At 59.6% G+C, this 13,184-nt stretch carries 13 protein-coding genes; 3 read left to right on the forward strand and 10 right to left on the reverse strand.

The features are described from left to right. Nucleotides 1-279: 279 nt before the first annotated feature. Nucleotides 280-411 (forward strand): hypothetical protein, encoded by a 132-nt coding sequence (locus tag ACVWXF_RS13190; RefSeq protein WP_011434447.1) that lies wholly within the window; start codon nt 280-282, stop codon nt 409-411. Beyond that, nucleotides 389-886: a type II 3-dehydroquinate dehydratase gene (gene aroQ / locus ACVWXF_RS13195; protein ID WP_414344089.1), complete on the forward strand. Its 498-nt coding sequence runs from the start codon at nt 389-391 to the stop codon at nt 884-886. The genes ACVWXF_RS13190 and aroQ overlap by 23 nt, the downstream gene beginning before the upstream one ends. Nucleotides 887-903: 17 nt before the next feature. Here aroQ and ACVWXF_RS13200 read toward each other — a convergent pair whose 3' ends face one another. The 3 genes from ACVWXF_RS13200 to ACVWXF_RS13210 form a co-directional block, all read right to left on the reverse strand. Beyond that, nucleotides 904-1,914 carry an alpha/beta fold hydrolase gene (locus ACVWXF_RS13200; protein ID WP_011434449.1) on the reverse strand — a complete coding sequence of 337 codons (1,011 nt, stop codon included), beginning with the start codon at nt 1,912-1,914 and terminating at the stop codon, nt 904-906. Next, nucleotides 1,911-2,837, reverse strand: coding sequence for a fatty acid desaturase family protein (locus ACVWXF_RS13205; RefSeq protein WP_011434450.1), 927 nt, complete (start codon nt 2,835-2,837; stop codon nt 1,911-1,913). Before ACVWXF_RS13205 ends, ACVWXF_RS13200 begins: the two co-directional genes overlap by 4 nt. Nucleotides 2,838-2,947: 110 nt before the next feature. Further along, nucleotides 2,948-3,484: a thioredoxin domain-containing protein gene (locus ACVWXF_RS13210; RefSeq protein WP_457474620.1), complete on the reverse strand. Its 537-nt coding sequence runs from the start codon at nt 3,482-3,484 to the stop codon at nt 2,948-2,950. A 196-nt stretch (nt 3,485-3,680) separates the two neighbouring features. On the opposite strand from ACVWXF_RS13210, the gene pheT reads away from it, so the two are divergent. Next, nucleotides 3,681-6,158 carry a phenylalanine--tRNA ligase subunit beta gene (gene pheT / locus ACVWXF_RS13215; protein ID WP_457474623.1) on the forward strand — a complete coding sequence of 826 codons (2,478 nt, stop codon included), beginning with the start codon at nt 3,681-3,683 and terminating at the stop codon, nt 6,156-6,158. Nucleotides 6,159-6,597: 439 nt separating this feature from the next. Here pheT and ACVWXF_RS13220 read toward each other — a convergent pair whose 3' ends face one another. The 7 genes from ACVWXF_RS13220 to ACVWXF_RS13250 form a co-directional block, all read right to left on the reverse strand. Then, nucleotides 6,598-7,737, reverse strand: coding sequence for a glucose-6-phosphate dehydrogenase assembly protein OpcA (locus ACVWXF_RS13220; protein ID WP_414342551.1), 1,140 nt, complete (start codon nt 7,735-7,737; stop codon nt 6,598-6,600). A 130-nt stretch (nt 7,738-7,867) separates the two neighbouring features. Beyond that, entirely contained in the window at nt 7,868-9,466 is a 1,599-nt protein-coding gene (locus tag ACVWXF_RS13225) for a glucose-6-phosphate isomerase (RefSeq protein ID WP_414329749.1), read from the reverse strand. A 46-nt stretch (nt 9,467-9,512) separates the two neighbouring features. Next, nucleotides 9,513-10,019, reverse strand: a complete 507-nt coding sequence (folK, locus tag ACVWXF_RS13230) for a 2-amino-4-hydroxy-6-hydroxymethyldihydropteridine diphosphokinase (protein ID WP_457474621.1) — start codon at nt 10,017-10,019, stop codon at nt 9,513-9,515. Further along, nucleotides 10,016-10,381: a dihydroneopterin aldolase gene (gene folB, locus ACVWXF_RS13235; RefSeq protein WP_457474622.1), complete on the reverse strand. Its 366-nt coding sequence runs from the start codon at nt 10,379-10,381 to the stop codon at nt 10,016-10,018. The genes folK and folB overlap by 4 nt, the downstream gene beginning before the upstream one ends. After that, nucleotides 10,368-11,237 (reverse strand): dihydropteroate synthase, encoded by an 870-nt coding sequence (gene folP / locus ACVWXF_RS13240; RefSeq protein WP_414350029.1) that lies wholly within the window; start codon nt 11,235-11,237, stop codon nt 10,368-10,370. Before folP ends, folB begins: the two co-directional genes overlap by 14 nt. A gap of 549 nt (nt 11,238-11,786) precedes the next feature. Continuing rightward, on the reverse strand, nt 11,787-12,878 hold the full coding sequence (ychF, locus tag ACVWXF_RS13245; RefSeq protein WP_011434459.1) for a redox-regulated ATPase YchF: 1,092 nt from the start codon (nt 12,876-12,878) through the stop codon (nt 11,787-11,789). 63 nt (nt 12,879-12,941) lie between these two features. Next, on the reverse strand, nt 12,942-13,184 hold a 243-nt coding region (locus ACVWXF_RS13250), incomplete at its 5' end, for a hypothetical protein (protein ID WP_457404373.1).

Below are 13,184 nucleotides of genomic sequence, written 5' to 3' on the forward strand. Positions count from 1 at the left end.
CTTGGCTCATAAGTTCATTGTACTTCATCAAAGCGCATTCCTCCCGGCACTGACCCTACGGGTACAGTGCGGGGCTCCTGCGATTTCTAGCTGAAGAACTGGTCTGGCTGAGGGGTTTTGGATTTTCTTCAGATTCTTGTAAAAGGGTAGGCAAAACAAGGGATCCCTGCTGGGGAAAAAGGCCGGCCAGCCAGTCAGCTCTACACCCCTCGGAAAGAAGCGCTATCATAGAAGTCCGTCGAATAAACTCCCTTCGTAAAACCTCGCGAGGCAGATCGGATGGATTGGGTAGAAAAGGTGCTGGAAAAGATCCGGGAATGGGTGGAACGTGTGATCGACACCCTGCTGGGGAACCCCCAGCCTCAACCTGCTCCCATTCCGGTAGAAGATGGATCCCATCGTCGTCGTTAATCCGACTGCCATTGCCCCCGGCGGCGAGCCTCTCAGCCTCTTGGTACTGCATGGCCCCAACCTCAACCTGCTGGGGGTGCGAGAGGTGGGCATCTACGGCTCAGTATCCCTAGAGCAGATCGATCAGGCTCTGCATCGGCAGGCAGAAATGCTAGGGGCGAAGCTGGAGATTCTCCAGTCCAACCATGAGGGGGTGCTCATCGATGCCATTCACCGTGCCCGCCAGCAGCATGTCGGCATTCTGATCAACCCCGGCGCCTATACCCACACCAGCATTGCTCTCCGAGATGCCATTGCAGCCGTAGGATTGCCCACTGTGGAAGTCCACCTAAGCAACATCCATCGCCGCGAGCCCTTCCGCCAGCACTCTTACATCGCCGCCGTAGCGATTGGGCAAATCAGTGGTTTTGGGGCGCAAAGCTACCTGTTGGGGCTACAGGCTCTGGTGCAACACCTGCGCCTGCAATCTGTGTAGGATCTGTGTAGGTGCCCTCAGCTCTCCAGGAACTCCTGCACGGCTGTGCGAATAAAAGCTTCATCCTCGGGGTTTTGATGAGGATTACCGGCCCGGTGCCCCCAAATGGAGGGGATGATCTTGTAAACCGCGTTCGGGATCCATTCTGCCTCAGCCCGACAATCTTCTGGGGTGAAATACAAATCCGTCTGGGCGGGCATCACCAATGTTTGGGCCTGAATTGCCCTCAAAGCAGCCCGATAATCTCCCCGGTGAATGGGGTTGTCGCTGATATCGCAGCGAATCCAGGTTTCGATCATCGATAGCAAATTCTGCGGATCCCGGCGGCGGTAATTGGCCTCCCAGCCTCGCTCTAGATAATCTTCGAGAGAGGCATACCCCAAGGATTCATAGCATTTTTGGTTGAAAAAAGGTTGGGAAACAGCCCAACTGGCGTAGATGTGGGCAAAAGCTCGCAGACCCCGCTCTGGGACACCCGTAAATCGACGACCGTTCCAGGCGGGATCGGCAGTTAGGGCTGAGCGCAAACTCTCCAGAAAAACCCGATTGTGAACTGTGGTCTTGGCGGTGCCGCAGAGGGCTACGATCCGTTCCACCCGCTCAGGAAACAGGGATCCCCAGTGATAGGCTTGCTGAGCCCCCATCGACCAGCCGTAGATCAGGCGGATGCGTTCGATCCCAAAGTGTTGGCGAATCAGGCTCTCCTGCAGGCGCACATTGTCCCAGTGGCTAAACCAGAAGCCATCTTCCCGCAAGCCACAGGCTGGATCGTTGCTGGGGGAAGTGGAAAGGCCATTGCCCAGCATATTGGGAATGAGGATAAACCACCGCTGCGGGTTGAGGATGCCGTCGGGACGAATCAGCCACTCCAGGTCGGGATGCTGAGCCCCATAGGAGGTGGGGTAGAGGATCAGGTTGTCTTTTCGGGGGGAAAGAGTCCCGTAGGTGGCGTAGGCGAGCGTGATTTGGGGCAGTTGGATCCCGCACTGTAGCTGAAAATCGTTCAGGCTCCAGGTGTAGTGAGTCATGCCTGAAATTGTTCAATCACCTGACGATGAACCCGCACATACCCCTGCCCTAGATGAGCCAGATGGGGCTTGAGGTATTGATGGGCATCGGCCAAAGCATGAAATGGAATGGAGGGGTAAAGGTGATGCTCAGCATGGTAAGGCATATTCCACATCAAAAAGCGGATTGGCCAAAGGGTAAGGGTGGTACGGGTATTGGAGAAGGGATCCTCGGTTTGGCTACAGCCTGTGTGCTCTGCCAACAAAATGAAGCGCAAGATCGGCTGCCCTACCGCCAAAGGCAACAGCCACAGCCACACTATCCAGGGATCCCCCAGCAGAAGGGAGAGCAAGCTCCCAAGGCCATAGATCCCTAGCTGCAACCGCACCGAACGAATGACCTCTTGGCGGGCCGATTCAGGAATGTAGGGATAGCCTTGCAACTGGCCGCTGGCTATGCGGATGTAGGTCTTCACCTTGCCGATCCACCAAGTCAAGCCGCTCAGCTCGAGCAAATACTCCGGCCAGCTCTGGGGTTTGGGATCCTCCAGCTCCGGATCCTTGCCCGGAATCTGGGTATAGCGGTGGTGCCATTTGTGGTATCGGCGATAAAAAGTGCTGTTGTAAAATGAGAGCAAGCCCGCCACCCAGGCTACCCCGTCATTCAGTTTTGGGCTGGCAAAAGCGGTGCGGTGTACACATTCGTGCAAAGCAGCAAACATCGTCGCCAAACTGGCCCCGTAAACCACCAGCGCCGGCAGGGCAATCCAGCCATTGACACCTTTCTGGGTCACCCACAGGCTGCCACTCACCGCCATCACCGCCAAATGTCCCAAAAGCTGCCGGAGCCCGGCTGAATTGGAGCGGACATTCAGTTGTCTGAGGCGCTCGCTCGGGATCAACCGTTGCGGATCCGGCAAAATCGGTGTTGTCTCGACAGCCATGGCCTGTTCTTGTGAGCTACGAGAATGGATAGAAGTTATCCAATATCAGATCAAACCGAGGCCAGACCTTTCCGCCTGTGTCCAAGACAACAAAACCCTGGACCAAACTCCTAACCATGACTGCGGGGATCCGGCTGACTGGGGAGGATAGGCCCGCTCCGCTCCAGCTCAGACACCGGCCCGATGTTGGTCAACTGCAGGGGCTGTCCGGTTGCCAGAGCCAACACATTGGCTCGCAGAATCGACGGCGGCTGTTCGCCAATCGCCGATCCCAGCACTTCTCCCTGCCGATCCAAAAACAGAAAATGAGGGATGCCGTTCACCCGGTAGCGGCTCAGCTCCGGCAGCCACTTGGGATTATCCACATTGAGCATGACAAAGTTGACTTGATCGGCAAATTCCTGTTTCAGGCTGGCCAGGAGGGGTGCCATGGCACGACAGGTGCTGCACCAATCGGCATAAAACTCCACCAAAGAAGGTTTGCCATTGGCCTGAGCTTGCTCCCAAGGTATGGCCTCTTGGGCTAGAGCCTCTAGGTTGCTGCCCGCCTGACGACCCTGGCTGGCCAAAAACAAACCCACCGCTAAGAGCACAGCTGCCGCGGCAACCAGCCCGTTGCGCAACCGTTTTGCCCAGTCTTCCTTCATCTTTCCTCACCTTGCCATCCGCTGGATCTGACCTTAGCCGTCGCCTTCACCGTTTTAGCATCCCCCTCTCTCCCCCTGATGAGACCGATGAGTCCGGAGGCGCCTCTTGTCTGTTCTGCCTTGGGCAAGGATCCCAGCTGGAGAAGAGGGCCAGGTGAGCGATAATGGGTGCGGCGTTTGCACCGATGGCTCAGCGATGCGCATCTCCTTGAAGTGGCTGCGAGAACTGGTGGATTTCCAACTTTCACCCGAAGAACTGGGAGAGGCCCTCACCCTGGCGGGGTTTGAAGTGGAAGAGATCGAAGACCGCCGCACCTGGGCAGAGGGGGTGGTTTTGGGCAAGATCCTGGCTGCCGAGCCTCACCCCAACGCCGACAAGCTGCAGGTTTGCCAGGTGGATTTGGGATCCAATCGGCCTGCCACCATTGTCTGTGGAGCTGCCAACGCCCGCCCTGGGATCCTGGTAGCAGTGGCTACACCCGGCACCCATTTGCCCGCCCTCTCCCTCACCATTGCCAAAGCCGACAAGCGGGGGGTGATCTCGGAGGGCATGATCTGCTCTCTGGCAGAGCTGGGGCTGGAGAAATCTTCCGAAGGGATCCACGAATTCCCGCCCGACTTGGATCTGGAGGTTCATCCGCTTGGCTCTGATGTGCGCCCCCTTCTAGGCTTGGACGATGTGGTGCTGGATCTCACTTCCACCGCCAACCGGGCCGATGCCCTGAGCATGGTGGGGATCGCCCGCGAAGTGGCTGCCCTCACCCGCAACCCGCTGCGCCTGCCCCCCGTCCAGCCTCTCCAAACCAAGCCCATCCCCAACTTTCAGTTGCGCATTGCCGACGCCAAAGCCTGCCCCGCCTACAGTGGCGTGTTGATCGAAGGGGTGAAAGTCGGCCCTTCCCCCGACTGGCTAAAACACCGACTGGCCGCTGCCGGCATGCGATCCATCAACAACGTAGTGGATGTTACCAACCTGATCCTGCTGGAATGGGGCCAGCCTTTGCACGCCTTCGACTGGGATCGCCTGCTCCAGGTCATGGGCAAGAAAAAACCCACCATCGAGGTGCGCTTGGCCCAGCCGGGAGAAACCTTAAAGACCTTGGACGGCCAAACCCGCACCTTGCAAGCCGACAGTCATCTCATTGTGGCCGGCAGCCAACCGGTAGCTCTGGCCGGGGTCATGGGAGGGGAAGAAACCGAAGTCAGCTCGACCACCACTCGCATTTTCTTGGAAGCAGCCCTATTCGATCCAGCGGTGACGCGGCGCTCGGCCCGGTCTCAAGGTCTGCGCACCGAGGCTTCCACCCGCTATGAGCGAGGGGTTAACTTTGCCACCCTCGATCAGGCCCGGGATCGGGCGGTGCAGTTGATCCTGGAACTGGCAGGGGGAGCAGTGGCCGGCCTCACCACCTTTGACCAGCGGCCCCCCCTGGAACGCACCCTGAAATTGCGGCTGTCGCGGCTGATCGATGTGTTGGGGGACGAGGTGCAGGCGGCGGATGTGGAGGAGATCCTATCTGCCTTGGGCTTTCAGCTCTCCCGTTGCGAAGGGGCCAATTCCCAGAGTGCCCTCTCCCCCGCTACCGAGACGGCAACCGTGGCCAGCTGTGTTTGGCAGGTCGTCGTTCCCCCCTATCGCCTGCGGGACATTGAGCGGGAGATCGACCTCATCGAGGAGTTTGCCCGTCTCTACGGCTATGACCGCTTCTCAGAAACCCTACCCACCGAGCCGCAGGTGGGATCCCTTTCGGCGCGGGAAACGTTCACCCGCCAGATCCGAGAAGTGCTGCGCGGCATTGGCCTGACAGAGGTATATCACATCTCCCTCTGCCCGGCGGAGGAGGATGGATCTTTGGTGAGGATTGCCAATCCACTTTCGCCTGAATATTCAGCCGTGCGCAATGCGCTACTTCCCGGCCTGGTGGAGGCCTTCCGCTTCAACTGGGATCAAGGCAACGGCCCGCTCCAAGCCTTTGAAATCGGTCGTGTTTTTGCCCATGCCCTTCCCCCCAACCCCCACCCTTACCGGGAAGCTGAGCATATCGGCGGTATCTTGGGCGGGGATCCCAATCCCCACGATTGGCAGCACCGCAACCGACCCATGGACTGGTTCGAGGCCAAGGGGCTGCTGGTCTCCGCTCTGGAGCGGCTGGGATTTGGCCCGGAGTTTCGTCTGGATCCCCCTGAAGAGCAATCGTCCCTGCTTCACCCCGGTCGCCAGGCCAGTTTGTGGATTGAGGGATCCCGCATCGGTTTGTTCGGGCAACTGCACCCCCGCCTCTGTCAGGAAAAGGGGCTGCCAGATCAGGTCTATGGGTTTGAGCTGCAGTTGGATCCCTTGCTGGAAAGCCTGGAGAGACGGGGCATTGTGCAATTTGTCCCCTTTTCGCCCTTTCCTGCTGCCGATCGGGATATCGCCTTCTTTGCGCCACTCGACCTTGCCGTTGGTGAGATCGAGAAGGTTATCCGTCGAGCGGGCGGAGCACTTCTCCAATCGGTGCAGCTTTTCGACGAGTACCGTGGTCAAGGCGTACCTGCAGGGCAGCGCAGCCTTGCCTTCCGCCTGGTGTACCGTGCTCCCGATCGCACCCTCACGGATGCGGAGGTAGAAGCTCTGCAAAACCAGGTGAGGGCGCAGTTGGCAACACAATTTCCGGTGACCTTGCGCAGCTAGCCGACCCCTCTGTAGCTACTATAACATCCTCCCGGCGCTCACCCTGTGGACAGGGCGCGGGACTGATTGCCCCTGCACCCCGTTAGCTACACCGCTGGGAAGCCCCGCCCTCTATTAGGGGCTAGTGACTAGTGACTAGTGGCTAGCCACTATCCAGGGTGAGAGTCGGGATGAAAGGCGGGGACATGATGTTTTGTCCTTGACTGGTGCCATAAACATAAAAAGTAGCGGGGTTTTATACACTGCCGCTATAAACATCAAGTACAGGGTGGTGGGGCATCCCGTCCTTTTCGCGCTAGCAGCGCGGAGCGCTAACCGGAGTCACTGTTCGCGTCAGCGGGACGGAGTCCTTGAAGCCCGCACTCTCTCGCTTTAGCGGCGCGGAGCGCTTTGCATCAGCATGAGTGCGGGAGTATGTCACTTAAACCAGAAGCAGATCTCAGCTTTTGCCCAGCTTCAGCATCTGATCCACCACCCCTAGGGTTTCTTCGTAGAGGTAGTCGGGGCCAAGCCGCTGCAACTCGGCAGCCAGCAGGGTGTCGAGGGAATCCTGCTCCAGGGGAGCCACCTGGCGAACCACACATCTCTGAGCGCCCCCCATGGCTTCCATGCGCATACACCCTGTGATTTCGGAGCACAGCACAGTACAGGCGTCGGCTTCTTGGTTGCTGGAGGTGAGGCGCAGCCCGATGAGATCCCCCGGCTGGCTGATTTCCGAGGCCAAGGGCACAGCGGCCAGTTCTGCCATCACCTCGCCGCCCATTTGGGTTTGAAAGCGGATGCGGTCAATCTTGTAATCGTGTTCTTGAGCCTGAACCCGCTCTGTGGGAGTCCATCCCAGGCGACCGGCCAGCCAGCCCAGGAAAAGGAACGCCTGGCAGGGATTGCCGGCTTTGTAGTCGAGGTTCACGCGATCTACGAGGTATAGGGACTCCCGCCGGTCGGGAGGGTCAAAGGCTTGGGCGGTGAGTTCCTGCCAAGGCAGCAGCCGCCGCCAGTTGAGATCCCCACAGTGGCGCCCCTCACCCACCAAGAGGTGGATTTCCTGCAGATCTTCTTCTGGATTGACAAAGCCCCGTGAATCGACGATGACCCGGTTGCTCAGAGCCACCAATTTTTGAAACAGCAAGCTGTTCAAATCCAGATCCCCTTGCCACCACAAAAAGGTGGGCAAGTTGGGGATCAGCAGCGAGGCAACGGTGCTGCAGGCCCGCACAAAGGCCGATTCGGGCGCTTTCAGGGTGATGTATTCGCAACAGACCAACGAGCTGCGCTGCTCGCGGGTCACCGGGCAATAGGCGGCCACCTGGGCCTCGATGGCATCGTCTGCAGATCCCTCCCGTTTGGCTCGCAGGTCAATGACGCGACAGGGGTTTTGGGTGGCGATGGCCTCGACGGTGGGAGAAGGTAGCAACAGCGCATCGTCCAGAGATTCGTACACCACCAGGGTAAAGGTGGCAGCGCGGGCGGCAACGCTCTCTCCTTTGGAAGACCAGATCTTGTTCAGCTCCCGCTCAATATCTTCGATGGAGACATCTTTCGGAGTCTGTAAGGGTAGGACGGCAGCAGATTGATCCATAGTCTCCTCCTGGAGTGGACTCTTGCTCGATTCTAGGCAGGCGGGCCGGCTGGCTGGGAAGGGCTTAAGGCCAGGTACAGATTGGCCAACTCAAGCCTGCGCTCCACACCCAATCCAGGAAATCAGAGGATCAAGCGGGCCGGGGCTGGATGCTCAGCTCCAGGGGGCGGGCGGGATCCCCTGTCAAGAGCACTCCGCGGCCATTGGCGTGCAAGTGCCGCACAATCCAGTACAGGGTTTCTATGCGCTCCGGGCAGCCCAGTTTCTCTGCCAGTTGGGGCAAAGTCAGGGATCCCTGGTGCTCCTGCACCGTCTCTAGCAATCGCCGTTGCAGCTCCAAGACGGCGCTGGCGGCTTTTTTGCCTGCTTCCACCCCCGGTTGATGGTAGGCGTTGATCTGGATTAGGGAGGCATAGAGGCCCACGGCTCGTTCGTAGAGGGCGATCAAGGCCCCCACCGAGCGGGCATCTACCCGTGGCAGCGTCACGGTAATGGAGTCGCGACCGTTTTCGTAGAGGGCCTGGCGGGTACCCTGCAGCAGGCCGCTCAGGTAGTCACCACTGGTCACCTGCGGCTCCACGAAGGGGGAAGGGATCCCGGGCTCCCGATCCTGAAGCACCTCGATGAAGGTGACAAAGAAGTTGTTCAAGCCATCCCGCAACTGCTGGACGTAGGCATGTTGGTCGGTGGTGCCCTTGTTGCCGTAAACGGCGATGCCCTGCTCCACACGGTTGCCGTTTAGATCGTGGGATTTGCCCAGGGATTCCATCACCAACTGTTGTAAGTAACGGCTAAACAGCAGCAGGCGATCCTTGTAGGGCAAAACCACCATGTCCTTGCGCCCTTGCCCTTGACCGACGATGTACCAGGCCATGGCCAGCAGGGCGGCGGGATTGCGCTCCAGGTGGGGCAGGCGGGTGGCCTCATCCATGGTGGCTGCCCCGGCCAGCAAAGCCCGGATATCAATGCCCTGCAACGCTGCCGGCAACAGGCCCACCGGGGACGTTTCGGAGGTGCGCCCCCCCACCCAGTCGAAGATGGGGAAGACCTCCAACCACCCCTCCTGCCGCGCCTGCTGCTCCAATTGGCTGCCGGGGCCGGTGATGGCCACCGCATGGGCAGAAAAAGGGATCCCGGCTTTTTGGTAGGCCAGCTTCACCTCCACCAAGCCATTGCGGGGCTCTGGGGTGCCGCCGGATTTGGAGGTGGTGATCACCAGGGTTTGCCCCAGTTGGTCTGCCAGCCGCCCCAGCACCCGGTCAAACCCGTCGGGATCCGTGTTGTCGATGAAGTGGATGTTCAGGGGGGGGTGCAGCGGAGCCAGGGCCTCCGCCACAAATTGCGGCCCCAGAGCTGAGCCGCCAATGCCGATGCAGAGCAGCTCGGTGAACCGTCCCCCCCCGCTGGCCGGGATGGTTCCGCGATGGATCTTTTCGGCAAAGGTTTCCACTCGCTCAATGGAATCCTGAATGGCCTGCCGGATTTCAGGGGTGGGAGCCAGCTCGGGCGCCCGCAGCCAATAGTGGCCCACCTGGCGGCCTTCGTCGGGGTTGGCAATGGCTCCTGCCTCCAAAGCCTGCATATCGGCAAAAGCCTGGGCAAAGCGAGGCCGTAGCGCTTCCACCTGAGGGGGAGTGAAACGGATGCGGCTGATATCGACGAAAATCTCCAGGCCGGGATGGTAGTAAAGCCAATCGCAGTAGCGCTGCCAGAGTTGGAGGCTGTCCATGGGATCCCTTTTGCCGAAATCCCTAACCAGCTTACCAAACTCTTTCTTACTCCCAGCCGAGGGTTGTGCGCTCCAGCCAGGACTGATCCAAACTGATGAGTGCCTCTTTGACCCCCACACCGGTCTCAGGGTGACGCCAGTCGGGAGCGATCTCCCCCAAGGGAGCTAAGACAAAAGCACGTTCCATCATGCGGGGGTGGGGCAACGTCAGCTCAGGGCTGTTCAGGATGCGGCTGCCCATGGCCAGCAGATCCAAATCCAGGGTTCTGGCCTCCCAGCGGATGCGCCGCACCCGTCCTGCCTCCTGCTCGATGGCCAGCAGCGCCCCGAGCAACTCCAGGGGAGACTGGTAGGGGGGAAAGGGATCCAACGCCACCACTGCGTTAAGGTAGTCAGGCTGTCCGGGTGGCCCCCCTTGGGCTGGGCTGCGGTAGAGACTGGAACAGGCCACCACCTCTCCCAGCTGGGGCAGCTTCTGCACAGCCAGGCGCAACTGCTGCAGCGGATCCCCCAAGTTGCTTCCCAGGGCAATGTAGGCCAGGTCGGGATTCATACAGATCGGCGACGGTCGATCTCTACGTAAACATCATCGAACAGCCCCGGCAGGGGAGCATGGGGCTTGTGAACCCGCACAGTTAGGGCCTCCAGTTGGGGATAGCTCTGCCACAGCCGCTCTGCAATCTGGTCTGCCAAGGTCTCGATCAAGCGGCGGCGCTGGCCGGTCACCTCCTGCCGCACCATCTCATACACTTGGGCATAGTCCACTGTGCCAGAGAGGTCATCCTGGATCTGGGCCAGGGAAAGCTGCATCTCCACATCCACCACAAAGCGCCCGCCCAAAACCGCTTCCTCCGGGCAGTGGCCGTGGTAAGCATGAAAGACGAGGCCCTGCAGCACCAGCCTACCCTGCGTCATGGTGCAGAGCTTCCCAAGTGGCAAGGGCGGAAACATGAGCCGGCACGTTATGAACCCGTACCAGGGCAGCTCCCCGGCTGGCTGCAAACAGGTGCACGGCCACGCTGGCGCTGTCTCGCTCGCTGGGCACGGCAATGCCGGAAAGCTTGCCCACAAAACTTTTGCGGGATGCCCCCACCAAAACTGGGTAGCCGTAGGCCACCAGCCGCGGTAGGGCTTTGAGCAGGGTTACATTCTGCTCAGCAGTTTTGGCAAAGCCCAAGCCCGGATCCAAAACAACGCTGGGCACGCCCGCTGCCAGGGCCCGCTCTGCCTGTTCCCTGAGAAAACCGAAAACCTCCCCCTCCAGGTCAGCATAGTCGGTCTGCTGCTGCATGGTGCGCGGTTCTCCCCGCATGTGCATGATCACCGCCGGCACCCCCTTTTCGGCACAGACCTGTATCATTTGGGGATCCCGCAGCCCGCTGACATCGTTGATGATGTGCGCCCCGGCAGCCAAAGCCGCAGCCGCCACCTCCGTTCTGCGCGTATCGACGCTGATGGGGATCCCGGATCCTTCCAGGGCCCGGATCACGGGCAAGACTCGGTCGCATTCCACCTCCACCGATACCGGCTCCGCTCCCGGACGGGTGGACTCGCCGCCAATATCCACGATCAAGGCCCCTGCCGCTGCCATGGCTTTGGCTGCCTGCACAGCCGCTTCTGCAGATCCCCACTGGCCGCCATCGCTGAAGCTGTCGGGGGTAACGTTTAGCACCCCCATCACCCCAACGCCCCGCCAAGAAAGACGGTAGCCCTCTGGCGTCTGTTCTGCCCCAGGCAGAGGACGTCGGGAGATCAAGCTGGTAACACCCATAACCGCTGCAGGCTGCCGTGTTGCAAAAGCAGGGGGAAAAGTCTCCCACTGCCTAGGATGGTATTGCCGTCAATCCCAAGGCTGGCGCAAGCCCAACAGGATTCTACAAAATTTTTTACAACGTCCTTACAGAGCCACGATTGGTGAAAGGCTGCCCCTGCCGGCTCAAGCGCAAGGAATGGCCCCCGCCGACAGAGGAAGCTCTCCCGCTCTGGCTAGAACATGATGTCGTCTTCGGAACGACCCCAGATGCACCAAATGATAGAGGCAAAGATTGCCATGTAAACCCAGGCCATCGGGCCGTATTGCAGCAGATCCATCAATACATCCCTAAAACATTTGTTTATCTAGTCCAATTATTGTGATGTTTCGTTACAGCGTCAACAGTTCTCTCAGGAAAGGGCTGCTTCTCAGACCCAACTGGAGCTAAGGCGCCAAGCTGGGATCCCTTGTCCAGGGCGGGTTAAGTCTTTTTGCCTAAAGACAGGGAGCAAGTCTTCAGTTTCTGAGAAAACCCAGCTTGCCTGAGAGATGCAGGAGGATAGGGAACTAGACATTGAAGCGGAAGTGCATCACGTCCCCTTCCTGGACGACGTAGTCTTTGCCTTCGCTGCGCAGCAGGCCCTTTTCTTTGGCGGCATTCAGGGATCCCGCCGCCACCAGATCGGCATAGGCCACCGTCTCGGCCCGGATGAAGCCCCGCTCAAAATCGGAGTGGATCACCCCGGCTGCCTGAGGGGCTGTGGCGCCGACTGGAATCGTCCAAGCGCGGGTTTCTTTGGGGCCAGAGGTAAAGTAGGTGCGCAAGCCCAACAGCTCGTAGGTGGCTCGGATGAGAGATTTCAGCCCGCCCTCTTTTACCCCTAACGAATCCAGATAGGCCTGTCGCTCGTCGGGGGGCAGCTCCACCAGTTCCGCCTCCACCTGGGCTGAGACCACCACCACACCTGCCCCTTCCGCCTCGGCAAATTGCCGCACCTGCTCCACCCAGGCATTGCCGCTGGCCAGATCCGTTTCCGCCACATTGGCGGCGTAGATGACTTTTTTACGGGTGAGCAGCCCCAACCCTTTGATCAACTGCTCTTCTTCTGGGCTGAGGGGTACCAGGCGAGCCGGCTTGCCCTCGTCCAAGGCAGCCTGTAATTGTTCCAGAGCCTGCAACTCCAGTTGGGCGGTTTTGTCGGACTTGGCCTGCTTGCGCACCCGCTCTATGCGCCGCTCGATCTGGGCCAAATCCGCCAAGGCTAGCTCCAAGTTGATCACCCCGATATCCCGCAAGGGATCCACCGAACCCGCCACATGCACAATGTTCTCGTCTTGGAAGCAGCGCACCACGTGCACCACGGCGTCCACCTGGCGAATGTGGGAGAGAAACTGGTTGCCCAGACCCTCCCCCTTGCTGGCTCCAGCCACCAGCCCGGCAATATCCACAAACTCGATTTGGCTGGGGATGATCTCGGCAGAACCGCTGATCTTGGCCAGCACCTGCAAGCGCTCGTCGGGCACCGCCACCCGCCCCACATTCGGCTCAATGGTGCAGAAGGGAAAGTTGGCCGCCTCGGCTTTGGCATTTTCACAGAGGGCGTTGAACAAGGTAGATTTGCCTACGTTGGGCAGGCCGACAATTCCAGCTCTCAACATCCAGATCTTGGGGAAAAAGCCAAAAACCAGGGTAACGGGATCCCTTGCCCAGCGGAAAGATCCCTACTCTGACGTTAGCATTTGCCGCCCCTTTCCCAACCGGTGGATCCGCTCCCAAGCGCTCCGCGCCGCCAACGCCACCACCCTCGGCTCCTCTCCCAAGAGAACTGTATTTTTTGTCAGCTGCACAGTGTTGGGCAGCTGAGGTCTTTTGACATCCTCCCCGGCCTGAAGGCCGGAGATTCCTACCACGCTACGCATGGATGGCTCCTTGCGCAGTCGTCTCGGCGGGTTCCTGCTTCCGAC

This window comes from Thermostichus sp. MS-CIW-40 (assembly GCF_054058315.1).